Source organism: Microbacterium sorbitolivorans (genome assembly GCF_003327285.1).
In the GTDB taxonomy this organism is placed as follows: domain Bacteria; phylum Actinomycetota; class Actinomycetes; order Actinomycetales; family Microbacteriaceae; genus Microbacterium; species Microbacterium sorbitolivorans.
Genome location: NZ_KZ848475.1, coordinates 431,561 through 454,637, shown reverse-complemented (window position 1 = coordinate 454,637; position 23,077 = coordinate 431,561). Strand labels below are relative to the sequence as shown.

19 protein-coding genes are annotated in these 23,077 nt (G+C 69.7%); 14 read left to right on the top strand and 5 right to left on the bottom strand.

The window, feature by feature from the left end:
* Positions 1-22 precede the first annotated feature (22 nt).
* The 5 genes from DTO57_RS11005 to DTO57_RS10985 are packed head-to-tail and all read left to right on the top strand — an operon-like array spanning position 23 to position 4,970.
* Entirely contained in the window at positions 23-1,246 is a 1,224-nt protein-coding gene (locus DTO57_RS11005) for a sugar ABC transporter substrate-binding protein (RefSeq protein ID WP_114118376.1), read from the top strand.
* A 54-nt stretch (positions 1,247-1,300) separates the two neighbouring features.
* Complete coding sequence (locus DTO57_RS11000) at positions 1,301-2,212, top strand: carbohydrate ABC transporter permease (RefSeq protein ID WP_114118272.1); 912 nt, start codon at positions 1,301-1,303, stop codon at positions 2,210-2,212.
* 10 nt (positions 2,213-2,222) lie between these two features.
* Entirely contained in the window at positions 2,223-3,086 is an 864-nt protein-coding gene (locus DTO57_RS10995; protein ID WP_114118271.1) for a carbohydrate ABC transporter permease, read from the top strand.
* 25 nt (positions 3,087-3,111) lie between these two features.
* Positions 3,112-3,879: a ThuA domain-containing protein gene (locus DTO57_RS10990; RefSeq protein ID WP_114118270.1), complete on the top strand. Its 768-nt coding sequence runs from the start codon at positions 3,112-3,114 to the stop codon at positions 3,877-3,879.
* A complete protein-coding gene (locus DTO57_RS10985) occupies positions 3,876-4,970 on the top strand; it encodes a Gfo/Idh/MocA family protein (protein WP_229730401.1) in 1,095 nt (364 codons plus the stop codon). Before DTO57_RS10990 ends, DTO57_RS10985 begins: the two co-directional genes overlap by 4 nt.
* A 76-nt stretch (positions 4,971-5,046) precedes the next feature.
* Here the strand turns inward: DTO57_RS10985 and DTO57_RS10980 are convergent, their stop codons facing one another.
* Both DTO57_RS10980 and DTO57_RS10975 read right to left on the bottom strand, forming a co-directional pair.
* Positions 5,047-6,042 carry a LacI family DNA-binding transcriptional regulator gene (locus DTO57_RS10980; RefSeq protein ID WP_187346618.1) on the bottom strand — a complete coding sequence of 332 codons (996 nt, stop codon included), beginning with the start codon at positions 6,040-6,042 and terminating at the stop codon, positions 5,047-5,049.
* Positions 6,043-6,183: 141 nt separating this feature from the next.
* The gene (locus DTO57_RS10975) at positions 6,184-7,791 is read right to left on the bottom strand and encodes a glycoside hydrolase family 13 protein (protein WP_229730400.1); all 1,608 of its coding nucleotides are present in this window, start codon (positions 7,789-7,791) and stop codon (positions 6,184-6,186) included.
* Positions 7,792-7,974: 183 nt separating this feature from the next.
* Between DTO57_RS10975 and DTO57_RS10970 the strand changes: the two genes are divergently transcribed.
* The 4 genes from DTO57_RS10970 (at position 7,975) to DTO57_RS10955 (ending at position 13,347) form a co-directional block, all read left to right on the top strand.
* Positions 7,975-9,222: a sugar ABC transporter substrate-binding protein gene (locus DTO57_RS10970; RefSeq protein ID WP_114118269.1), complete on the top strand. Its 1,248-nt coding sequence runs from the start codon at positions 7,975-7,977 to the stop codon at positions 9,220-9,222.
* Between the two features lie 90 nt (positions 9,223-9,312).
* Positions 9,313-10,920 (top strand): ABC transporter permease subunit, encoded by a 1,608-nt coding sequence (locus DTO57_RS10965; RefSeq protein ID WP_229730399.1) that lies wholly within the window; start codon positions 9,313-9,315, stop codon positions 10,918-10,920.
* Entirely contained in the window at positions 10,920-11,774 is an 855-nt protein-coding gene (locus DTO57_RS10960; RefSeq protein ID WP_114118268.1) for a sugar ABC transporter permease, read from the top strand. The genes DTO57_RS10965 and DTO57_RS10960 overlap by 1 nt, the downstream gene beginning before the upstream one ends.
* Positions 11,775-12,159: 385 nt before the next feature.
* The gene (locus tag DTO57_RS10955) at positions 12,160-13,347 is read left to right on the top strand and encodes an AI-2E family transporter (protein WP_114118267.1); all 1,188 of its coding nucleotides are present in this window, start codon (positions 12,160-12,162) and stop codon (positions 13,345-13,347) included.
* A 94-nt stretch (positions 13,348-13,441) separates the two neighbouring features.
* Here the strand turns inward: DTO57_RS10955 and pgm are convergent, their stop codons facing one another.
* Positions 13,442-15,085 (bottom strand): phosphoglucomutase (alpha-D-glucose-1,6-bisphosphate-dependent), encoded by a 1,644-nt coding sequence (gene pgm / locus DTO57_RS10950; RefSeq protein WP_114118266.1) that lies wholly within the window; start codon positions 15,083-15,085, stop codon positions 13,442-13,444.
* A 53-nt stretch (positions 15,086-15,138) separates the two neighbouring features.
* On the opposite strand from pgm, the gene pheA reads away from it, so the two are divergent.
* The 5 genes from pheA (at position 15,139) to DTO57_RS10925 (ending at position 21,007) form a co-directional block, all read left to right on the top strand.
* On the top strand, positions 15,139-16,068 hold the full coding sequence (pheA, locus tag DTO57_RS10945) for a prephenate dehydratase (RefSeq protein WP_114118265.1): 930 nt from the start codon (positions 15,139-15,141) through the stop codon (positions 16,066-16,068).
* A 145-nt stretch (positions 16,069-16,213) separates the two neighbouring features.
* Positions 16,214-17,362: a hypothetical protein gene (locus DTO57_RS10940; RefSeq protein WP_162785751.1), complete on the top strand. Its 1,149-nt coding sequence runs from the start codon at positions 16,214-16,216 to the stop codon at positions 17,360-17,362.
* Positions 17,359-18,255: a hypothetical protein gene (locus DTO57_RS10935; RefSeq protein WP_114118263.1), complete on the top strand. Its 897-nt coding sequence runs from the start codon at positions 17,359-17,361 to the stop codon at positions 18,253-18,255. Before DTO57_RS10940 ends, DTO57_RS10935 begins: the two co-directional genes overlap by 4 nt.
* Positions 18,255-19,796 (top strand): hypothetical protein, encoded by a 1,542-nt coding sequence (locus tag DTO57_RS10930; protein WP_114118262.1) that lies wholly within the window; start codon positions 18,255-18,257, stop codon positions 19,794-19,796. The genes DTO57_RS10935 and DTO57_RS10930 overlap by 1 nt, the downstream gene beginning before the upstream one ends.
* Complete coding sequence (locus tag DTO57_RS10925) at positions 19,790-21,007, top strand: CHAT domain-containing protein (protein WP_114118261.1); 1,218 nt, start codon at positions 19,790-19,792, stop codon at positions 21,005-21,007. The genes DTO57_RS10930 and DTO57_RS10925 overlap by 7 nt, the downstream gene beginning before the upstream one ends.
* A gap of 64 nt (positions 21,008-21,071) precedes the next feature.
* On the opposite strand, the gene DTO57_RS10920 is transcribed toward DTO57_RS10925, so the two are convergent.
* Together DTO57_RS10920 and DTO57_RS10915 are read right to left on the bottom strand one after the other, a co-directional pair.
* The gene (locus DTO57_RS10920) at positions 21,072-22,112 is read right to left on the bottom strand and encodes an LLM class flavin-dependent oxidoreductase (protein ID WP_114118260.1); all 1,041 of its coding nucleotides are present in this window, start codon (positions 22,110-22,112) and stop codon (positions 21,072-21,074) included.
* Positions 22,113-22,148: 36 nt separating this feature from the next.
* Positions 22,149-23,021 (bottom strand): PfkB family carbohydrate kinase, encoded by an 873-nt coding sequence (locus tag DTO57_RS10915; protein WP_114118259.1) that lies wholly within the window; start codon positions 23,019-23,021, stop codon positions 22,149-22,151.
* Between the last annotated feature and the right edge of the window lie 56 nt (positions 23,022-23,077).

The following is a 23,077-nucleotide window of genomic DNA, read 5'->3' as shown; positions in this document are numbered from 1 at the left end:
CATGAAGACAAAGGAGTACATCATGCACAAGAACCGTATCCTCATCACGGCCGCGACCTTCGCGGTCGGCGCCCTCGCCCTGAGCGGTTGCTCGGGCGGCGGCGGAAACGGCGACGGCGGCAGCGACGGCGACGCCAGCACCCTCACGGTGCTCGACTACTACAACAACGAGCCCGACAAGACGCTCATGCAGACGGCCCTCGACTCCTGCGCCGAGCAGGTCGGGGTCACGATCGACCGCGAGACGGTGCCGGGTGCTGACCTCATCCAGACCGTGCTACAGCGCGCGCAGTCGAAAACGATGCCCGACGTGCTGATGCTCGACAACCCCGACGTGCAGGAGATCGCGGCGACCGGCGGCCTCGCCCCGCTCAGCGAGTTCGACGTTGACACGTCGCCGTTCACGCAGGCGATCATCGACGCCGCGACCTACGAGGGGGAGGTCTACGGCCTCGGCCCCGCCGTCAACACGCTCGGCCTGTTCTACAACGCCGACCTGCTGGCCGAGAAGGGCATCGAGCCGCCCACCACGTGGGACGAGCTGAAGGAGGCCGCCGCGGCCCTGACCGAGGGCGACCGCTACGGCCTCGCCTTCTCGGCGATCGCGAACTACGAGGGCACGTGGCAGTTCCTGCCGTTTATGTGGTCGAACGGCGGCGACGAGACCGAGCTCGACAGCCCCGAGAACGCCGAGGCGCTGCAGCTGTGGGTCGACCTCATTAACGACGGATCCGTGTCGCAGGGCGCCGTGAACTGGACGCAGGGCGACGTGAAGGATCAGTTCATGGCCGGCAAGGCCGCGATGATGGTCAACGGCCCCTGGCAGATCCCGTCGCTGACCGACGCCGACTTCGAGTGGGCCTCGGTCGAGATCCCGGTCAACAAGGCGGGCGAAGACTCGGTCGCGCCCCTCGGCGGCGAGATCTGGACGGTGCCCGAGACCGGCAACGACGCGACCAAGGCGAAGGCCGCCGAGTTCGTCGAGTGCATGTCGAGCGAGGACAGCGAGATGGCGATCGCGAAGGCGCGCTACCTCGTGCCGACGCGCACCGACATCATCGACCAGTACATCTCCGAGGTGCCCGAGATGGCCGCCTTCGGTGAGCAGATCAAGACGGCCCGCGCCCGCACCGGCAAGCTCGGCGCCGACTGGCCCGACGCCGCGACCGTGATCTACAACGCGATCCAGCTCGGCATCACCGGCACGCCGGCCGACGAGGCCTTCGCGAAGGCCGCACAGGGCTAACGCCAACCGCTCGTGGCCCGGCCGCATGGCCGGGCCACGGTGCAAAGGAGCACCATGACAACCGCAACACCCCTCCGCGCGCGGCGCCGGATCCGTCGCGACGACGCCGTGAAGTTCATGTTCGTCGTCCCCGCAGCCATCTACGTGCTGCTGTTCTTCGGGTACCCCATCGTCAAGAACCTGACGATGAGCTTCCAGGACTACACGACGAAGACCTTCTTCACGGGCGAGGCCCCGTGGGTCGGCATCGAGAACTACGTGACCGCGATCACGAGCAACCTCTTCGGGCCGTCGCTCCTCAACACGGCGCTCTTCACGGCCGGATCCCTCCTCGGCCAGTTCGTGATCGGCCTCGCGCTCGCGCTGTTCTTCCAGAAGAAGTTCCCGCTCTCGAGCGTCATGCGCGCGCTGCTCCTGCTGCCGTGGCTGCTTCCGCTCATCGTCGCGAGCGCGACCTGGCGCTCGATCCTCGACCAGGACAGCGGGATCCTGAACCGCTTCCTCGGCGTCTTCGGCATCGACGCGGTGCCGTGGCTCACGAGCCCCGACGTTGCCCTCATCGCGGTCATCGTCGTCAACATCTGGGTCGGCATCCCGTTCAACGTGACGCTGCTCTACGGCGGACTCCAGGACATCCCGGAGGAGCTCTACGAGGCCGCGTCGCTCGACGGCGCGACCGGCTGGAAGGCCTTCTGGCACATCACGCTGCCGAACCTGCGCGCCGTCATCAGCGTCACGCTCGTGCTCGGCGTCGTCTACACGCTGAAGGTGCTCGACGTGATCCTGGGCCTCACGGGCGGCGGGCCCGCGAACGCGACGCAGACGATCGCGATCCGCTCGTACCAGACCTCGTTCATCGACTTCGAGTTCGGCGTCGGCGCGGCCTTCAGCAACATCCTCATTCTCATCTCGCTCGTGTTCGCGGTCATCTACCTGCGCGGCACGCGCAAGGCCGTAGACGAATAAGGGGCCGGCCATGACTACCACAGCACTTGTCACCGTGAACCCCGGCGCGGCATCGCGCGCCCGGGCCCTCAAGCCGAAGCAGATCGCCTACGCCGTGATCGGCATCGTGATCCTCGTGGTCATGCTGTTCCCGGTCTACTGGATGATCAACGCCTCCCTCCAGCCGTCCGGAAACACGCTGACGGCGGGCATCTTCCCGACGAACCCCAGCTGGGCCGGATACGAGAAGGCGTTCGCAGACCAGGGCAAGAACCTCGTCACGAGCCTCGTCATCTCGATCGGCGCGGTCATCGTGTGCCTCGCGATCGCGGCGCCCGCGGCGTACGCGCTCGCGCAATTCCGCTATCGCTGGATCTCGATCGCGCTGCTGATCATCCTGATCGGCCAGATGATCCCGGGCATCGTGATCGCGAACGCGCTCTACGCCGCCTACAACGATCTCGGCCTGCTCAACACCCACGTGGGCCTCATCATCGCCGACGCATCGCAGTCGATCCCGTTCGCGATCATCGTCATGCGGGCGTTCATGGCGAACATCCACCCCTCGATCATCGAGGCGGCCCGCGTCGACGGCGCCGGCCAGGTCCGTACCTTCTGGTCGATCGCCCTGCCCGTGTCGAAGAACGCCCTCATCACCGCGGGCCTGTTCGCCTTCCTCTTCGCGTGGAGCGACTTCCTCTTCGCGCTGACGCTCACCACCACGAGCGACATCCGACCCGTCACCCTCGGCATCTACCAGTACCTCGGCACCCAGGTGTCGAACTGGAGCGCCGTGATGGCAACCGCCGTCCTGTCGTCGCTGCCCGCGATCATCCTCCTGCTCATCGCGCAGAAGTACATCGCCGCCGGCGCCATGGGCGGATCCGTCAAATAAACCCTCATAGCCAAGGAGCCACATCATGAATCCCATCCGCGTCGTCGTCTGGGGCGAGAACGTCCACGAGCAGGAGCAGCAGGAGGTGCGCGACATCTACCCCGATGGCATGCACACCACCATCAAGCAGGGCATCGAGGAGAACCTCGGCGAGCGCGTCGAGGTCACGACCGTGACGCTGCAGGATCCGGAGCACGGACTCACGGAAGAGGTCCTCCGAAACACCGACGTGCTCGTGTGGTGGGGGCACGCGGCGCACGCCGACGTCGCCGATGAGGTCGTCGAGCGCGTGCACCGTCACGTGCTTGCGGGCATGGGACTTCTCGTCCTCCACTCGGGGCACTGGTCGAAGATCTTCGGCAAGCTCATGGGCACGAGCTGCACGCTGCGCTGGCGGTCGAAGAACGATCGCGAGATCGTGTGGACGGTGGATCCGACCCACCCGATCGCGCAGGGCGTGCCGCATCCGTTCATCATCCCGGCGCAGGAGATGTATGGCGAGTTCTTCGACGTGCCCGCGCCCGACGAGCTCGTCTTCCTCTCGACCTTCTCGGGCGGCGAGGTGTTCCGCAGTGGCATGACCTACCGCCGCGGCTACGGCAAGATCTTCTTCTTCAGCCCCGGCGACCAGGACTACCCGGTCTACCACCAGAAGGAGGTCCGTCGCGTGATCTCCAACGGCGTCGAGTGGGCGAAGACGGTGCGCCCCGAGCGCACGGATCCGGTCCTCCTCCGCTACGAACCGGAAGACTTCTACAACGGCCACGGCTACACGGGAGCGATGGACAATTGACCGCTTTTGCCACTGTCGATAGCGGCCGCCCGCTGAAGATCGTGCAGGTCGGCGCGGGCGGCATGGGCCGCGCGTGGTTGCGCGCGATCACGGCGGATCCGCTGGTAGAGCTCGTCGGCCTCGTCGACCTCGATCTCGACACGGCGCGGCGCGCGCTCGCCGAGGAAGGGATCCCGGGAGAGGTCGCGCTCGGAACCTCCGCCGCCGCGATCGCGGCCGAGACGGGCGCCGACGCCGTCGTGAACGTGACGGTTCCTGTCGCGCACCTGCCCGTGAACCTCGAGGCGCTCGACGCGGGGCTCCCGGTGCTGTGCGAGAAGCCGGCGGCGCCGACGCTCGCGCAGGCCTACAAGCAGGCCGCCGTCGCCGAGAAGCACGGCCAGCTGCTCATGATCAGCCAGTCGCGGCGCTACTACGCGGCGCTCGACGCAGCTCGCGCGAGCCTGCCCGAGATCGGGCCGGTCTCGCGCGTCTCGACGCGCTTCGCGAAGGGCCCGCACTTCGGGGGATTCCGCGAGGAGATGGATCACGTGCTGCTCGTCGACATGGCCATCCACCAATTCGACGCGGCCCGCTCGCTCATCGGCACGGATCCGCTGGCCGTGTATTGCAAGGAAGCCAACCCCGAGTGGAGCTGGTACGCCGGCGCGGCCGACGCCCACGCGATCTTCGAATTCGAAGGCGGCGCGCGTTACGTGTTCACGGGCAGCTGGATCGCCCGCGGCGAGGAGACCTCGTGGAACGGCGAGTGGATCGCCGACGGCGAGAACGGCACCGTCCGGTGGAACGGCGAACGCGACGTGACCCTCACGCGCACGGGGGCGGATCCGGAACCCGTGTCCGTCGACACCGACGTCCCCGAGGAGATCGCCGGATCCCTGCGCGAGTTCGTCGCGAGCCTGCGCAGCGGCGAGAGGCCGCAGAACACCGCGGCGGAGAACGTGCACAGCCTCGCGATGGTGTTCGCGGCGACGCGCTCGGCCGAGACCGGCCAGCGCGTGTCGATCCCGGAGATCCTTGCGGAGGCCCGCGCCGAGGCGGTCGAGGCCGAGCAGGATCCGGAGCTCCGCGCGATCCTCGAGCGCGTGTAGGGACACGCCCACCAAATCATCAATTCTCCGCGCGGTCATCTGCGAATCGCAGATGACCGCGCGGAGAATTGCAGAGTTAGGCGGGCCGCGGCCGCGCCGTCGACGCGCGCGTGACGAGCTCGAACGGGACCTCGGGGGAGGGGGCCTCGGATCCGGTGAGCTCGGCCAGCAGCACCTCGGCCGCGTGCGCGCCCTGGCGGCGCGGGTATTGCGCGACGGTCGACAGGCCGAAGAACTCGGCCTGCTCGTGTCCGTCGATCCCGACGATCGAAACGTCGTGCGGAACCAGCAGCCCGAGGTCGCGCGCCGCGAGGATCGCGCCGAAGGCCATCTCGTCGCTCGAGGCGAAGATCGCGGTGGGGCGGTTCGGAGATCCGAGGAGCTGCTTCGCGGCGCGGTACCCGCCCGCGAGTGTGAAGTCGGCGCCGATGAAGCCCGCGGGCTCGAGCCCCGCGGCCTCGAGCGCGGCCGAGAAACCCCGGCGACGCTTGATCGGCATGTGGAAGTCGGCGTCGCTCGCCTCGTCGCCGCCGATATGGGCGAGTGAGGTGTGGCCGAGCGAGATGAGGTGCTCGGTCGCGAGGCGGGCCGCCGCGTCGTCGTCGATCTGCAGGGTGCGCACGCCGGGGATCGGTCCGCCGACGCCGACGAGCGGCTTGCCCAGCTCGTGCAGGCGCGACACCTCGTTCTCTTCGAGCTCGAGCGAGACCGCGATCACGGCATCGACGCGCTGGCGCAACAAGAAATCGTCGAAGACGGTGCGGCGCTCGGATCCATCTCCCTCGAGGTTGTAGAGGGTGACGTCGTAGCCCGAGTCCATGAGCCGGCGCTGGGCGCCCGCGAGAACCTGGGTGAAGAACCACCGGTCGAGGAACGGGATGACGATGCCGACGTTGCGGGTGCGCCCGCTCGACAGCGTCGACGCGGCCTGCGAGACGACGTAACCGAGCTCGTCGGCGGCCGCAAGCACGCGCTCGCGGGTGGCGGGCGAGACGGATCCGCGGCCCGAGAGGGCGCGCGAAACGGTCGCGTTCGACACCCCGGCGGCTCGGGCAACCTCGGCGATGTTCACGCCCTACATCCTCTCACTAGGCGCCCGTACACAAAGACGCAAAATCGTGCAGGGGGGTCTGCCCGAGGCCCCGGAATTCCGGGCCTCGGGCGGAAGCCACCCGCAAAATTTGCGTCGTTGTGTACGGGGCGGCGCGGCCGGTCAGCCGAGCCAGACGGTGGTGTCGGCGGGCACGAGGCCGCCGTCGAGCTCGCCGGAGGCGGCGAGGATCCGACCCTCGGGCAGCGCGACCGGCTCGCCCGACACGTTGGCGATGATCGTGACGTCGCCGTTGCGCAGCGCGAGGACGCCGTCCTCGGACGGCAACCACGACACGGATCCGGTGCCGAGGGCGTGCTCCTTGCGCAACGCGAGCAGCGAGCGGTAAAGCTCGAGGGTGGATCCCTCGACGCCGTCCTGCGCGTCGCGGGCATACGACGCCCACGATGCCGGCTGCGGCAGCCACGAGGCGCCCGTCTCGCTGAAGCCGAACGAGTCGCCGTCGACCGACCAGGGCAGCGGCACACGGCAGCCGTCGCGGCCGTAGCGCTCGCCGTTCGTGCGGAACCAGGTCGGATCCTGGCGCGCCTCGTCGGGGATGTCGATCGCCTCGGGCAGGCCGAGTTCCTCGCCCTGGTAGACGTAGGCGGATCCGGGGAGCGCGAGCATGAGCGTCGTCGCCGCGCGGGCGCGGCCGAGGCCGGCCGCCTCGTCCGGCAGGTTCGGCGTCTTCGGCCCGATGCCGTGGCCCTGCGGGGTGCCCTCGTCGAGACTCAGGCGGGTCGCGTGGCGGATGACGTCGTGGTTCGAGAGGACCCACGTCGAGGGGGCGCCGACGGATCCGAACGCCTCGATCGACTCGTCGATGACGGTGCGCAGCTCTGCGGCGTCCCAATCGCTCGACAGGTAGGGGAAGTTGAACGACTGGTGCATCTCGTCGGGGCGCACCCAGTTCGCAATCTCGGCGACGGTCGGCATCCAGGCCTCGCCGCAGAGCACGCGGTCGCCCTCGTACTCGGCGAGCACCTTGTGCCAGTCGCGGTAGATCTCGTGCACGCCGTCCTGGCCCCAATAGGGCACCGGCTCGGCGCCGCCCATGGAGTCGGCGTCAGCCGGCGGGGTGTAGTCGGGCAGGCCCTCGGCCTTGACGAGGCCGTGCGCCACGTCGACGCGGAAGCCGTCGACACCGCGGTCGAGCCAGAAGCGCAGGATCCCGCGGAACTCCTCGCGGACCTCCTCGTTCGACCAGTCGAAGTCGGGCTGCGACGAGTCGAAGAGGTGCAGGTACCACTGGCCGTCAGGCACGCGAGTCCATGCCGGGCCGCCGAAGATCGACTCCCAGTTGTTCGGGGGCAGCTCGCCCGTCTCGCCTCGGCCCTCGCGGAACATGTAACGGGCGCGCTCGACGGATCCGGGAGCGGCCGCGAGGGCCTCCTGGAACCAGGGGTGCTGATCCGACGAGTGGTTGGGGACGAGGTCGGCGATGACCTTCAGCCCCAGCTCGTGAGCGCGGTTCAGCATGGCGTCGAAGTCTTCGAGCGTGCCGAAGAGCGGATCCACGTCGCGGTAGTCCGCGACGTCGTAGCCCGCGTCCTTCTGCGGGCTTGTCATGAAGGGGGAGAGCCACACGACGTCGACGCCGAGGTGCGCGAGGCTGTCCAGTCGGTTGGTGATCCCCGCGAGGTCGCCGACGCCATCACCGGATGCGTCGGCGAATGAGCGCGGATAGATCTGATAGATCACGGCGGAGCGCCACCATTCGTTGGTCATGGGGGACAGCATACGGCTCGCGACCCAAAATTGGAAACGTTTGCAATTTCTCGGCGCAGGGTGCATTCTGGTCATGTAATACCCGTCGGGATCGCCGTACATCTACGGTTCATCCGGCGGGAACCTAAATGGAAGCGTTTGCATAACCCGGCGATGTCGCCGGCAGAACGAAAGGGCACACCGATGACGGTGAACAAGCCGAGCCGCGCCATCGCGGCCATCAGCCTCGTGGCCGCTCTGGGCCTCGCTGGTTGCTCGAGCTCGACGGCCGAAAAGCCTGCCGAGAATTCCGCGGAGCCGTCTGCCTCGCAGGAGGCGTCGACGACGAGCCTCACGGTGTGGGTCGACTCGGAGCGCGTCGATGCGCTGCAGGGTGCCGCGGACGCCTACGAGGCGAAGACGGGCGTTTCCGTCGAGATCGTCGGTAAGGACACCGGCGACATCAAGGACGACTTCATCCAGCAGGTGCCGACGGGCGAGGGCCCCGACATCACGATGGGTGCGCACGACTGGCTGGGCGAGCTCACGACCAACGGCGTCGTCGCCCCGCTCGAGCTCGGCGACTCGGCCGCCAACTACATGGACGTGGCCATCAACGCCGCGACCTACGACGGCACCGTCTACATGCTCCCCTACGCGGTCGAGAACATCGCCGTGCTGCGCAACACCGCGCTTGTCCCGGACGCCCCCGCGACCTACGACGACATGATCCAGGCCGGCAAGGACGCGGGCCTCGACCACCCCTTCGTGGTCGAGCAGGGCGTGGAAGGTAACCCCTACCACCTCTACCCGTTCCAGACCGCGTTCGGTGCTCCCGTCTTCGGCGTGAACGACGCCGGCTACGACGCGACCGACCTGCAGATCGGCAACGACGGCGGCCTCGAGTTCGCCGCGTGGCTCGGCGAGCAGGGCGCCGAGGGCAACCTCAACACCGACATCGACGGTGACATCGCCAAGCAGGCGTTCCTCGACGGCGACGCGGCCTTCTGGCTGACCGGCCCCTGGAACGTCGGCGCCGCGGTCGACGCCGGCATCGACGTCGCGATCGACCCCGTCCCGAGCCCCACCGGTGAGATCGCCTCGCCGTTCGCGGGTGTCAAGGGCTTCTTCCTCTCGTCCGAGTCGGAGAACAAGGTCGCCGCGACCGACTTCCTCGTGAACTTCCTCGGCACCGAAGACGCGCAGCTCGACCTGTTCAACTCGGGCAACGTGCTCCCCGCCCTCTCGGCCGCCGCCGAGACCGCCTCCGCGGATCCGATCATCGGTGGCTTCGCCGCCGTCGGTGAGGACGCCGTCCCGATGCCCGCGATCCCCGCCATGGGTGCCGTCTGGGAGTACTGGGGTATCGCCGAGGCCGAGATCATCAACGGCGCCGACCCGACCGAGCGCTGGAACAAGCTGGCAGCCGACGTGCAGTCGGCGATCGGCTGATCGGCCCCACCGACTAATTGGGTCGCCAGAAAATGTCGGGTTGCGCGCGCGCAACCGACATTTTCTGGCGACCCTCACGAGAGGAACACCGTGAGAAGTACCGAGACCGAACGGATCTCGACGGATCCGCGTCGTGCGCGTAGGCAGGAACGCGCGCGCGGCATCGCCGACCAGGCGGGCGGGAGCCTGCTCGGCCTGATCTCCAAGCTGATCCTGCTCGGCATCGTCGACGCCATCGCGGTGTACGCCGTGATCGTGCTGGCGAGCTTCGCCGAGTGGGGCGTGCTCGCGATCGTGGCTGCGGTCGCGATTCTCGTCAACTGGATCTACTTCTCGCGGCGAGCCCTCCCCGCGAAGTACCTCGCGCCCGGCGTGATCTTCCTCGCGGTGTTCCAGATTTTCGTGCTGCTCTACACGGGCTACATCGGCTTCACGAACTACGGCACCGGGCACAACGGATCCAAGGATCAGGCGGTCGCCGCCCTCCTCAACTCCTCGCTTGAGCGCGTGCCCGATTCGCCCGCCTACCCCGTCACGGTCGTCGAATCCGACGGCGTGCTGGGTCTCCTCGTCACCACGCCCGACGGCGATGCGCTCGTCGGCACGGAAGAGGATCCGCTCTCGGCCGTGAACGCGAGCTTCGACGGCGACAAGGCGATTTCGGCCGACGGCTGGACCTCGCTGCAGTTCGCCGACGTGCTCGCCCGCCAGAACGAGGTCACCGACCTCAGCGTCGCGTTCAGCGACGACCCCAACGACGGCCGCATCTCGACGCCCGACGGATCCAGCGCCTACCGCTACACGTCGACGCTCGACTACGAGGGCGACACCCTCACCGACACCGCGACCGGCGTCGTCTACCACGACATCGGCACGGGCGCCTTCACCGCCGACGACGGCACCGAGATCCTGCCCGGTTGGAAGGTCGCCGTCGGCGTCGACAACTTCGTGCGCGCCGTCACCGACGACCGCCTCGCGAAGCCCCTCATCTACGTCACGCTGTGGACCTTTGCGTTCGCGTTCCTGACCGTCGCGCTCACGTTCGCGATCGGCCTGTTCCTCGCGATCACGTTCAACCACAAGCGCATGCGCGGCAAGAAGATCTACCGCTCGCTGCTGATCCTGCCCTACGCGATCCCCTCGTTCCTCTCGGCGCTTGTGTGGGCCGGCATGATGAACGAGAGTTTCGGATTCATTAACCAGGTGCTGCTCGGTGGCGCCTCGATCCCGTGGCTCACGGATCCGTGGCTCGCGAAGGCGTCGGTGCTGATCGTCAACATTTGGCTCGGCTTCCCGTACATGTTCCTCGTGTGCACGGGCGCGCTGCAGTCGATCCCGGACGAGCTGCAGGAGGCCGCGACGGTCGACGGCGCGAACGCGTGGCAGACCTTCCGTCGCATCAAGCTGCCGCTCCTGCTCGTCTCGATCGCGCCGCTGCTTATCTCGTCGTTCGCGTTCAACTTCAACAACTTCAACGTCGTCTACATGCTCACGAACGGTGGCCCGCGCGACTCGTCGGCGCCCATCCCGGTGGGTCACACCGACATCCTGATTTCGATGGTCTACAAGATCGCCTTCACGGGCCAGACCCGTGACTACGGCCTCGCGAGCGCCTACACGATCATCATCTTCGTCATCGTGGCGCTGATCTCGATCATCGCCTTCCGCCGCACCAAGTCGCTCGAGGAGCTCAACTGATGAACACCAAGAAGTGGTTCCGCGACACCGGTTGGCGGCACGTCGTCGGCGTGCTCGTCCTCATCGTCACGATGTTCCCCATCGTGTTCGTCATCTCGAGCGCGCTCAACCCCAACGGCACCCTCACCGGATCCAACGCCCTGTTCTCGAAGATCGGTCTCGACAGCTTCGAGCGGATCCTGAACAACCCGCAGGCGCCGTTCCTCGCCTGGTTCGGTAACACGCTGCTGATCTCCGGCATCACCGCGATCCTCACGGTGTTCCTGGGCGCCCTCGCGGCGTATGCCTTCTCGCGCATGCGCTTCGCGGGCCGCCGCGTCGGCCTGATCTCGATCGTCATCGTGCAGATGTTCCCGCAGCTGCTCGCGGTCGTCGCGATCTTCCTGCTGCTGTCGGCGATCGGCGACTGGTTCCCGGCGATTGGGCTCAACACCCGCATCGGCCTGATCCTCGTCTACCTCGGCGGAGCGCTCGGCGTGAACACGTACCTTATGTATGGGTTCTTCAACACGATCCCGCAGTCGATCGACGAGGCCGCCCGCATCGACGGCGCCGGTCACGCGCGCGTGTTCTTCACGATCGTGTTGCCGCTCGTCACGCCGATCCTCGCGGTCGTCGCGCTGCTGAGCTTCATCTCGTCGGTGAACGAGTACGTCGTCGCCTCGGTGATCCTCATCGACACCGACGCGCAGACGCTCGCCGTCGGCCTCACGAAGCTCGTGTCGAATCCGCGCTACGCCGACTGGAGCGCCTTCAGCGCCGGCGCGATCATCGCGGCCGCGCCCGTCGTCGTGCTGTTCCTCTTCTTGCAGAAGTACATCGTCGGCGGTCTGACGGCCGGCGCGGTGAAATAACCCGCGAACGGGGCGGCACGGCCTTCGTCACATTCTGAAACACCTCTTCCGGCGCTGTTCGGTCGTCAGTAGCGTCGCAGGAACGACGAAGGTGAGGACATGCGAAACGTGCGATCTTTCGTGAAACGGTTGCGGCGCCAAAAGTTCGAGAATCCCGATTGCATCGCGAACGGGCACCAGTGGATAACGAATTCGTACGCCCCCGATGTGACGCGCCAACCGCGTATCGTCGGAACGATGCAGTCGAGGACCGTGTGCGCACGGTGCGGAGTTGACGCCAGGAAGGCGAGCGGCCGAACACACTGACCGGGCGCCACGAAATCCCCCCGGTCGTCCGCGGCATCCGGCAGGATAGGGAGCACTTCTTCTCTACATTGGGGGATCCATGTTCGGACGTCGAAAGACCGCGCCGGCCGCCGCCCCGGCCGCTGCTCCGCAGCCGGCCGCCCGCGCGAAGGCGAAGGCCGCCCCGGCGGATCCGGGACCCTGGCGCGACGGTCTCGGGCTGCTCGCGATCCGCTCGGTTCAGATCATCGCCGTCGTGCTGCTCGCGGTCGGCGCGGTCTGGGGGCTGCGGCAGCTGACGCTCGTCGTGATCCCCGTCATGCTCGCGATCGTCTTCGCGTCGGCGTTCGAGCCGGTCATGAAGTGGTTGCGCGCGCGGATGCCGTCGGTGCTCGCGACCGTGATCGTGCTGCTCGGCATCGTCGTCGTCATCGGCGGCGTAGGCTACGGCATGGTGCAGGCGGTCGTGGCGCAGTGGGACGACCTCTACGCCAGCGCCGTGCAGGGCGTGAACCAGATCATCGAGCAGGTGCCGATCTGGGTCAACTCGCTGCCGTGGGACATCGACGATAACCAGCTCAACGAGTGGCTCGCGCAGGCGCAGACCTTCATTACGAGCTCGAACTTCGGATCCGCGGTCGGATCCGGCGCCGTCGCCGGCGTCGGCGCTGTTGCCAACTTCGTGACGGGCCTCGTGCTCATGGTTGTCGTGCTGTTCTTCTTCCTCAAGGACGGACCGATCATCTGGTCGTTCCTGAAGCGCCCCTTCCAGGGCGAGTGGCGGGAGCGCATGGACCGCATCGGCACGAAGAGCGTCGACACCATCGGCGCGTACGTGCGCGGCACGGCGGCGGTCGCGGCCGTCGACGCCGTCGGCATCGGTATCGGCCTGTTCATCCTCGGCATCCCGCTCGCGTTCCCGCTGACGCTGCTGGTGTTCCTGCTCGCGTTCATCCCGATCGTCGGTGCGACGCTCGCTGGCGTTCTCGCCGCGCTCCTCGCGCTCGTCGATGGCGGGCGCATGGACAACGGGCTCATCGCCGCGGTCATCGTCGTCGCGATCGTCGTGGCCGTCAACCAGCTCGAGGGCAACTTCCTGCAGCCGGTGCTCATGGGCCGCGCGCTGAAGCTGCACAGCCTCGTCATCCTGGTTGCCCTGACCGTCGGCACGGTGCTCGCGAGCATCCTCGGCGCCATCCTCGCGGTGCCGTTCACGGCAGTGGTGTGGGGCATCATCCAGGTGTGGGACGGCCCGAACCTCCCGGCCCGGTGGGCGCGCAAGAAGTAACCCCTCCTGCCCAAAGAACAAGGTTTACGCGAACGACTACGAAATAACGTATCCGTTCGCGTAAACCTTGTTCGTTCGCGAGGAGGGGGAGGGGTTACGACCCCAGCACCGCCGCCACGATGGCTCGGGCCTCTTCCTGCACCTGGGCGAGGTGTTCCTCGCCCTTCAGGCTCTCAGCGTAGAGCTTGTAGACGTCCTCGGTGCCGCTCGGGCGGGCCGCGAACCAGGCAAACTCGGTCTGCACCTTGAGGCCGCCGATCGCCGCGCCGTTGCCCGGGGCGTGCGAGAGCTTCGCCGTGATCGGGTCGCCCGCGAGGGTATCGGCCGTCACGTCGTCCGGCGACAGCGAGCCGAGCGCCTTCTTCTGTTCGGGCGTTGCCGGGGCGTCGACGCGCTTGTAGCTGCTCGCGCCGAACTCGGCCTCGAGCTCGGCGTAGCGCTGCGACGGGGTCTTGCCCGTCACCGCGATGATCTCGGCCGCGAGCAGGCAGAGGATGATGCCGTCCTTGTCGGTCGTCCACACGCCGCCGTCGCGACGCAGGAACGAGGCACCGGCCGACTCCTCGCCGCCGAAGGCGACGGATCCGTCGATCAGGCCCGGAACGAACCACTTGAACCCGACGGGCACCTCGACGAGCGTGCGGCCGAGCGTCGACACGACGCGGTCGATCATCATCGACGACACGAGGGTCTTGCCGACGGCGGCGCCCTCGCCCCAGCCCGGGCGGTGCGAGAACAGGTAGTCGATCGCGACGGCCAGGAAGTGGTTGGGGTTCATGAGGCCGGCGTCGGGCGTGACGATGCCGTGGCGGTCGGCGTCGGCGTCGTTACCGGTGAGCACGTCGTACTCGTCGCGCTTCGCGACGAGCGACGCCATCGCCGACGGCGACGACGGATCCATGCGGATCTTCTCGTCCCAGTCGAGCGTCATGAACTTCCACGTCGGGTCGACGTCGGGGTTCACGACCGTGAGGTCGAGGCCGTAGGTCTCGGCGATCAGCTGCCAGTACTCGACCGAGGCGCCGCCGAGCGGGTCGGCGCCGATGCGCACGCCCTTCTCGCGGATCGCGTCCATGTCGATGACATTGCCGAGATCGGCGACGTAGGCCGCGCGGAAGTCGTGCTCGCCGATGGCGTTCTGGTCGACATCGGCGTGGCGCACGCGCTTGACGCCCTCGAGGCCGGCGGCGATGAGCTCGTTCGCGCGGTCGGCGATCCAGCTCGTCGCGTCGGTGTCGGCGGGGCCGCCGTGCGGCGGGTTGTACTTGAAGCCGCCGTCGCGCGGCGGGTTGTGGCTCGGGGTCGCGACGATGCCGTCGGCGCGCGTCGGGTCGTCGGCCGCCTTGCCGGCGTTGTGGGTGAGGATCGCGTGGCTGAGCGCCGGCGTCGGCACCCACGCGTCGCGCGCGTCGATGCGCACGTCGACGCCGTTCGCGACGAGCACCTCGATGGCGGTGTGCTCGGCGGGAAGCGAGAGCGCGTGCGTGTCGCGGCCCAGGAACAGCGGGCCGGTGATGCCCTGCTGCGCGCGGTACTCGACGATCGCCTGCGTCGTCGCGAGGATGTGATCCTCGTTGAAGCTCGTGGAAAGGCTCGAACCGCGGTGACCGCTCGTGCCGAAGGCGACGCGCTCAGCGGCAACCGACGGATCCGGTCGGCGGTCGTAGTAGGCCGCGATGAGGGCGTCGATGTCGACGAGGTCCTGCGGCTCGGCGGGAAGTCCTGCTCGGCTTGTCATGCGTCCAATTCTGCCAGGCGCGGGGCCCGGTAGCTGGGCAATAGAGTGAAGAGATGACGAACGAGCGCACGTATAGCTACCTCGGCCCGGCCGGCACCTTCACCGAGGCGGCTCTCGCGCAGGTTCCCGAGGCGCAGGGGCAGCGATGGAAGCCCGTCGCCAACGTCGCCCAGGCCCTCGCCGATGTCACGGATGGCACGAGCGACGGCGCGATCCTCGCCATCGAGAACACGGTCGACGGCGGCGTGTCGAGCGTGCAGGACGCGCTCGCCAAGACGCACGGCGTTCGCATCGTCGGCGAATACCTCGTTCCCGTGAGCTTCGTGCTCGTGGCCCCGCGCGGCACGACGCTCGAGCAGGTCGTCGACATCGCCGCGCACCCCGTCGCCTACGCGCAGTGCCTCGCGTGGCTCGGCGAGAACATTCCCGGTCATTCGCACGTCGTCGCCGGCAGCAACGTCGCGAGCGCGATCGGCGTGCTCGACGGATCCCTGCCCGCGCAGGCGGCGATCGCCGCCCCCGGCGTGCCGAAGCACTACGACGTCGACGTGCTCGCCGAGGGAATCGGCGATAACGCCAACGCCGTCACGCGCTTCATCTTCGTGACGCGCGCGGTCGCGCCGCCGGCCCCCACCGGATCCGATAAGACATCGCTCATCGTCGAGCTGCCCCGCGAGGTGCCCGGCGCGCTGCTCGAGATGCTCGAGCAGTTCGCGACGCGCGGCATCAACCTGAGCCTCATCCAGTCGCGCCCCATCGGCGACCGCCTCGGACGCTACCGTTTCGTGATCGACGCCGACGGCCACATCGACGACGAGCGCATGGCCGACGCGCTCATGGGCCTCAAACGATTCAGCCCGAACGTGCAGTTCCTCGGCTCGTACCCGCGCGCCGACCGCGAGCGCGTGCACGCCGAGCCCCGCTATAGCGACGCGTCGTTCGCCGCGGCCCGTGAGTGGCTGCGCGACCTCCGCAGCCCCTAACTCTGCATTTCTCCGCCAAATCCGCTGCGATTCGCAGATGACTGCGCGGAGAATTGCAGAGTTGGGCAACCCGTGATCGGGAGCACCCGCCCCCCGCGCGTAGCCTCTTCTCCAACGAGGGGAGGACACGCAATAGGCTGTCGGCGTGACGCAAACGCCGAGAATGACCGTCATCGCCGACACCTGGCTCGAGCTGGGGAGCGGCGTCGCGCCGCTGAGCAACGCGGCCGGGCTGCCGCTGGCGCGCACGGTCAAGCTGGTGCTCGATCCGCTGGTCATCCGGCCGGCGCAGCGCCCGCACCTCGGGCACGCCCTCCTGGACGAGGACGCGGCGGGGGAGCTGCGCGAGCGGATCCGGGAGGCGGGCGGCGATCTCGCGTCGACAGCCGCGTGGTTCACCATGATGAAGACCCGTCGCCGCGCGCGGAAGATCACGAGCGGATCCCCGCAGGACCTCTACTTCCAGAAGGCTTACGAGCTCGCCAAGACGGCGGGCGATCCGTCCGAGGCGGCCGCCGACGCGGCGCTCGACGAGGTGCACGACCCGGGCCGCATCTCGGCAGCCGACCTGCGCGAGTTCCTCGCCGCGACCGCCGATCGCGTGCGCAGCGTCATCGACGAGGCGTGGGAGGTCGCGGCGCCCGCGGGGGCGGATCCGGATCTCGCGGCGCTCGCCGACGACCTCGCCGACGGCGGCTTCGACGCCTTCGACGCGGCGACCGAGCGGGGCGACGGATCCGCCGCCGGCCGCGCGCTCGCGGCGCCCGGGGCCGCGCGGGCCGCGGGGATGACGGCGCGCGAGGTGCCCGAGCCGCCCGCCGTGGGCGAGCAGGCATCGAAGGCGCACCTGCCGGACCCGTTCGACCGCTCGATCCTCGAGCGTCTGTTCCAGCAGGTGTCGTCGCTCGGCATCGCGGGCACGCAGGCGCTCTCGGCGCTCGTCGACGACGAGGCGCGCCGCACCGCGGATCCGTGGCAGCTCGCCGCGGAGGAGAGCAGGCTCGTGATGTCGGCGGGCCGCACCGCCCTCGACGGCGCCGGATCGGCGGGCCGGATCCTCGACACCCGCTGGCAACGCGAGGCGTTCGTGCGGCGCGCGCACCGAATGGGGATCGACGCCCGCGAGGGCGCGCGGGAGGCGGTCATGCGCCGCCTCTGGGCGAGGCTGCAGGGCAGGGAGCTGCGCCGCACACCGGCCGACGCGACAGACGCGTGGGACCTGATCGATGGGGCGACGCGGTCGGTCATTCTCGACCGCCGCGACGCCGCGAAGTCACAGATGGGACGGGCATGAACATCGGAACACCGCGCCCCGAGCCCTGGCTCGCGGCCGTCTTCGAGGGCGCGGGGGCGACCCTCTGGTGGAACGTCGCGACGGGCGAGGCGGGCGGCGAGGTCTGGGACGAGGCTCGCGCCGGCGCCTGGCTTGCGCTGCCGGATCCGCGCCTCCGGTCCGACGGCGCGCAGGTCTTCGCGCGCGCGGCGGCCCTCGCGTCGTGGCGCGAGGCCTGGTGGCCCGCGTCCTACGTGCGGGGCATCGCGCCGCTCGACCCGCGGATCCTCGCGGCCGAGCGCGCGGTCGCCCTCGCGGCGCTCGACGGCGTCTCGGACGATGACGACGCCGTCTCGCGCGCGATCGCGGGGCTGGCGGAGCCCGCGGGCGACGCCCTCGAGGCGTCCGAGACGGTCCGCGCGGCGGTCGCGGCGGGTGTTCTCGAGGCGGCCACGACCGAGGCGCTCGCGGCGTTCGCCGACGATTACGGGGCGGCGCTCGCGCCGGCGCCCGCCGCGCAGGCCGATTTCGCGCTCGCGGCCGCGGGCAACGCGCCGGCGGCGGCGCTCGCGGCGGGCTCGGATCCGTTGGATCCCGGATCCGTCCCGCAAGGCGTCGTCGACCCGTTCGCGCGGGTCGAGTGGCGCGTGACCGCCAGCATGGCGCTGGAGGTGACGGTCGCGGCGGCGCCCGTCGCGGGGCCCGCGCCGACGGTCGAGCTTCTCGCGCAGGTCGGCCCCCTCGAGGTGCCGCTCTTCCGCGCCGACGGCGTGTGGTCGGGGCGCGCGGGCAGGGCGGCGGTGCTCCTCGCGCTCGGGCCCGACGAGCGCCGCGCGCACCTTTCGGTGCCGGGCTTCGAGCCGATTCCCGGCGTCGACGCCGAGACGCTGGCACGCATCGCGGGGGAGAGCTGATGGACCTCCAGGCCGTATACGAGCAGTACTCGGAGGCCTACGAGGCGGGCGGCTACGCGGCCGCCGAGCCCTTCGCGCGGCAGATCCTCACGCAGACGAACAAGTGGTGGCGCCGCGGCGACGGCACGTCGCAGGTGCTGTCGGCGCAGATGCGGTACACGATCGCGCGCGCCTCGTTCGACCGCGGCGAGTTCGACGCCGCGTCGGAGGAGATTGCCCGCGGGCTCGAGGCGGTCGCGCGGGCCCGCACGGTTAAGGATCCGCGTTACGCGTTCGAGGGGCTCATGCTGCTGATGACGCGTGGCGAGCTCGAGGCGGCGCAGTCGCGCCACGACGACGCGCTCGGAACGTTCTTCGTCGCCGCGCAGCTCGAGAACGAGTCGGATCACCCGCTGTGGTTCGAGGCGCAGACGAACCTCCTACTGGCGAAGCAGTGGGCGCTGCAGGGGCTCGGCCGCTACTCCGAGTCGGAGCAGGCCGCGAACGAGGCGCTCGCCCTCGCGTCGCAGCACGAGCCGCGGCTCGTGCCGACGGCGCTCGAGCGGATCTCGATGCTCCGGCGCCTCACGGGCGGATCCGGCGACGAACACCTCGCTGCCGCCGAGGCGATCCTCACGGCGCAGGACGCGCGGCCCGCGGACCGCGCCGCGCTCGCCTTCAACCAGGCCTCCGTCGCGCTGCAGCGGGGCGACCTCGACGCCGCCGAGCGATACCTGTCCGAGTCCGAGCAGGCCTTCCTCGGGCTCGGCGACGTCAGATCGGCCGTGAGCGCGCTCACCGGATACGCCGAGATCGCCCGCCAGCGCCGCCAGACGAGCGACGCCATCGCCGCCGCGCGCCGTGCGATCGCGCGCTCGGCGGAGGTGGGCGACCCCGGAACCTCGGCCGAGGCCTACATCGTTCTCGCCCTCGCGCTACAAGACGCCGGGCGCATCGCCGAGGCGCTCGAGACGCTCGACGAGGCCCTCGAGACCGCGGGCAACAGCCGCATGGAGCGCGTGCGCATCGACGTGAACCGCGCAGTCCTCGCCTACAACGTCGGCGTGCAGCTGAATAATGCCGGATCCGCGTTCGGCGCCGCGGCAGCCGGATCCTCCTTCGGCTCCGCCGCGGGGGCGGCCTCCGGGGACGGCGGATCCCTGCCCCGCACCCGCGACGAAGCCTTCGCCCTCGCCGCGTCGATCGCGGTGCCCGCGGCCTTCGCCTCCGACGCCGTGCGGCACGAGCTGCCGCCGGGCGAGATCCGCGAGCGCTGGACCCGCGAGGTGTCGATGCGGCTCGCCGACCAGGCGCTCCAGGCGCTCACGGCGCTCGGCCGCGCCGACGAGATCGTCGACCTGCTCGAGCACGTCGCCGCGAGCGCCTCGGCGGGCGTCGGCGGCGCACCCGACGACGCGTTCGAGCGCGCGAACGCGGGCGGCCCGCCGCCGCGGATCCGCTCCTTCCCCGATAAGGACGGCCCCATCTGGTGGGCGATCGACGCCGCCGAGGAACGCTACGGCCTGAGGCCGCGAGGCGAGGAGACGGTCACCGCATGGTGAACATGATGATGCCGCAGCTGTCGGAGATCGCGGACTTCGACGGCGAGACCCCCGTCGTGCAGCTGAAGTACGTCGACACGAACGGCGGCGGGCTGTGGGTGACGTGGCGCTGGGAGCACGCGCTCGACAAGCCGCGCGTCTGGGGCATCCAGCCGCAGCTCATCGCGGGCGCGCTCGCCGCGTTCGAGCAGGCGTCGCCGAACCCGCGGGGCGGCGAGACCGTCGACGCCGCGCTGCGGCGCGCGTGGGGCGTGTGGGGCGACCTGAAGCAGGAGAAGCGGCTCTCGACGGCGCTCGCGTCGAGCCTCCTTCCCGGCGGGCTCGGCAACGAGCTCAATCACTTCCTGCTGCGCGGGCAGCGCCCGCACGTCCGGATCCAGCCGTCGCCCGCGCTCGGATCCGTCCCCTGGGAGGCGCTGCGCGTCGACGAGGGAGAGCGCATGGTGCACTGCAGCGACGTATCGATCCTGCTGCCGGCGAGCCTCCGGAACGCGCCGCACCGCGCGGCGGCGACGAGCGGATCCCGCACCGTGCGCGTCGTGAACCCCGTGATTCCGGGGCGCGTGCCGAACCTCGGATCCGTGTTGCGCGAGGGCGAGCCGCTGCTCGAGGAGGCCCTCGGCTACTCCGAGCGCCCGCACGTCTCACGCGAGAAGCTGCGCGCCGACCTCGCCGACGCCGCGCGGCTGTTCTACGTCGGCCACGTCACGACGGGTGCCTACGGGCTGGACACCCGGCTGCACCTGACCGACGGGCCGGAGGCCCGGGGCGCCGCCGAGGTCATTGCGGGGCTCCACAAGCCGCTCACCGCCGCCGACCTCATAGACGGCGGGTGGGGGATCCCCGAGCGCGTCGCCCTGCTCGCGTGCGCCTCGGGCGGCGAGACGGGGTTCGCGGATCCGGTGGGTCTCGTCGCCGCCCTCACACTGCGGGGCGCGGAGCTCGTGACGAGCGCGCGGTGGACCCTTCCGACCGACGTCGGGCTCGAGTGGCTGCAGGCGCAGGGGCTCTCGGGCTCCGCGACGCGCTCGTCGGCGCCGTTCTCGGCCTTCGCCGAGATGATCGTCGCGGTCGACGAGGCGCACGCGTCGGCGGATCCGGTCGCCGCACTGAACGAGTGGCAGCGCTCGCGCGCCGACGCGTGGGAGCACTCGGGCGACCCGGCCTACTCGCCCCTGACGTGGGGCGCGCTCACGACGGCCCAGGCCTAATTCTGCAATTCTCCGCGCGGTCATCTGCGAATCGCAGATGACCGCGCGGAGAATTGATGACTTGCTAGAGCAGCGCGCCCGCGAGCAGCTCGAGCGTCTGGAGGCGGCCGGGGGTCTCCGCCTTGGGCTCGCGGTCGTAGGCGCCGGCGCTCGCCGAGATCATGACCTCGTCGACGCCGATCCGCTCGGCGAAGGCCGACAGCTCGTCGGCGACCTTCGCGGGCTCGCCGATGAACCAGCGCTGGCGGTTCTGCTGCATAAGCGAATCCTCGAGCGCGTCCGACGGGTTCGCGAGCACCTCGTCGATCGTCTCGATCTTCTGCAGGGGCTTGTTCGAGCGCAGGCGCGCGAACTGGCGCAGCTGCGGCAGGGCGCGCTCCTCGGCCTCGGCGGCCGTCGGGGCGACGATCACGTTGGCGGTGATGAACGAGAGCGGCTTGTCGTGGTGCTCCGACGGCACGAAGCCCTGGCGGTAGAGGCTCATCGCGCGCTCGATGCCGTCGCCCGCGAAGTGGTTCGCGAACACGTAGGGCAGGCCGAGCTGCGCGGCGAGCTGCGCCGAGAAATCGCTGGATCCGAGCAGCCACACCGTCGGCGCCGCCGCGGCGTCGGGCGTCGCGTGCACGTCGTAGGTGCCGCCCGAGGTGAAGCGCACGGTCGCGCCCTCGGGGCTCATGAGCTGCAGCACGTCCTGCACGTGCTGCGGGAACTGATCGGCCTCGCTCGTCGTCCCCGTGCGGCGCAGCAGCTGCGTGATGACGGGGTCGCTTCCGGGCGCGCGGCCGAGGCCCAGGTCGATGCGGCCGGGCGCGAGCGCCTCGAGCGCCGCGAACTGCTCGCCGACGATGAGAGGGGCGTGGTTCGGCAACATGACGCCGCCGGATCCCAGGCGGATCCGCTCGGTGCGCGCCGCGGCGGCCGCGATGAGCACGGGCGGCGAGGTCGAGGCGACGGCGGGCATGTTGTGGTGCTCGGCGAACCAGTAACGGCGGTAGCCGAGCTTGTCGGCGGCCGCGACGAGATCCATCGACGAGGTCAGTGCCTCGGCGGAGGTTTGCCCCGTGCGCACGGGGACGAGGTCCAGAACGGAAAGTGCGATACTCATCGCTTCTGTGCAACGCCCCCGAGCGTCGATAATTCCCTACTCCATGTCGCGGGCCCACGGCAGGTCGGGGCCGGGGCGCGAGACTGTGATGGCCGCCGCGCGCAGGGCGCGATCGAGGACGCGCCCGAGGATCGCCTCCGACAGATCCGCGACGAGCGCGGGCGCCTCGTCGACCAGGATCGTCATGAACGTGTCGCCCGCCCCGATCGTGTCGGCGACCGTCACGGGCGCCGACGGGCGCGAGATCCGGTGCCCGCGCGTCGCGATGACGGCGCCGTCGCCGCCCCGGGTCAGGGCCGCGATGCGGGGGCCGGCTGCGAGCACGGTGTCGAGCACCTCGTCCTCGCTCGCGCCGGGGTAGAGCCACGCGGCGTCCTCGTCGCTCATCTTCACGATGTCCGACGCGGCCGTGCGCTCGCCGATGAGGGCGCGCACGGCGTCGGCATCGGCGATGAGCGACGAGCGGATGTTGGGGTCGAAGGTCACGAGCGCCCCCGCCGCGCGGGCCGCGGCGAGCATGCCGTCGACGGCCGCGGCGCCCGAGGGTAGCCACGCGCCGAGGGATCCGGTGTGCACGACGCCCGCGCCGCGGGGGTCGATCGCGGCCGGATCCCATTCGAGCGCGAACGAGTAGCTCGCATCGCCGTTCTCATCGATATCGGCGGTCGCGATCGTCGTCGGCGCGGCCGTCGCGCTCTCGGGGGTGAGGGCCACGCCCGACTCCTCGAGGTGCGCGCGCACGGCGCGACCGGCCTCGTCGTCGCCGAGCGTCGTGTGCAGCGTGACCTCGCGCCCGAGGCGGGCGAGCCCGAGCGCGACGTTCGCGGGGGATCCGCCGGGGACCGAGTTCGTGCGGCCGTTCTCGCGCACGACATCGACGAGCGCCTCTCCGATTACGAGCGTTGTCATGGGTGCCTCTTCTCTGAGTGCGCGGACGGACCCGCGGGCTGAACACACCCAACTTT

Coding starts and splice junctions, on each gene's coding strand:
- DTO57_RS11005 (WP_114118376.1), top strand. CDS start 23: ATGCACAAGAACCGTATCCTCATCACGGCCGCGACCTTCGCGGTCGGC.
- DTO57_RS11000 (WP_114118272.1), top strand. CDS start 1,301: ATGACAACCGCAACACCCCTCCGCGCGCGGCGCCGGATCCGTCGCGAC.
- DTO57_RS10995 (WP_114118271.1), top strand. CDS start 2,223: ATGACTACCACAGCACTTGTCACCGTGAACCCCGGCGCGGCATCGCGC.
- DTO57_RS10990 (WP_114118270.1), top strand. CDS start 3,112: ATGAATCCCATCCGCGTCGTCGTCTGGGGCGAGAACGTCCACGAGCAG.
- DTO57_RS10975 (WP_229730400.1), bottom strand. CDS start 7,791: ATGACCAACGAATGGTGGCGCTCCGCCGTGATCTATCAGATCTATCCG.
- DTO57_RS10970 (WP_114118269.1), top strand. CDS start 7,975: ATGACGGTGAACAAGCCGAGCCGCGCCATCGCGGCCATCAGCCTCGTG.
- DTO57_RS10960 (WP_114118268.1), top strand. CDS start 10,920: ATGAACACCAAGAAGTGGTTCCGCGACACCGGTTGGCGGCACGTCGTC.
- DTO57_RS10955 (WP_114118267.1), top strand. CDS start 12,160: ATGTTCGGACGTCGAAAGACCGCGCCGGCCGCCGCCCCGGCCGCTGCT.
- pgm (WP_114118266.1), bottom strand. CDS start 15,085: ATGACAAGCCGAGCAGGACTTCCCGCCGAGCCGCAGGACCTCGTCGAC.
- pheA (WP_114118265.1), top strand. CDS start 15,139: ATGACGAACGAGCGCACGTATAGCTACCTCGGCCCGGCCGGCACCTTC.
- DTO57_RS10935 (WP_114118263.1), top strand. CDS start 17,359: ATGAACATCGGAACACCGCGCCCCGAGCCCTGGCTCGCGGCCGTCTTC.
- DTO57_RS10930 (WP_114118262.1), top strand. CDS start 18,255: ATGGACCTCCAGGCCGTATACGAGCAGTACTCGGAGGCCTACGAGGCG.
- DTO57_RS10925 (WP_114118261.1), top strand. CDS start 19,790: ATGGTGAACATGATGATGCCGCAGCTGTCGGAGATCGCGGACTTCGAC.
- DTO57_RS10920 (WP_114118260.1), bottom strand. CDS start 22,112: ATGAGTATCGCACTTTCCGTTCTGGACCTCGTCCCCGTGCGCACGGGG.
- DTO57_RS10915 (WP_114118259.1), bottom strand. CDS start 23,021: ATGACAACGCTCGTAATCGGAGAGGCGCTCGTCGATGTCGTGCGCGAG.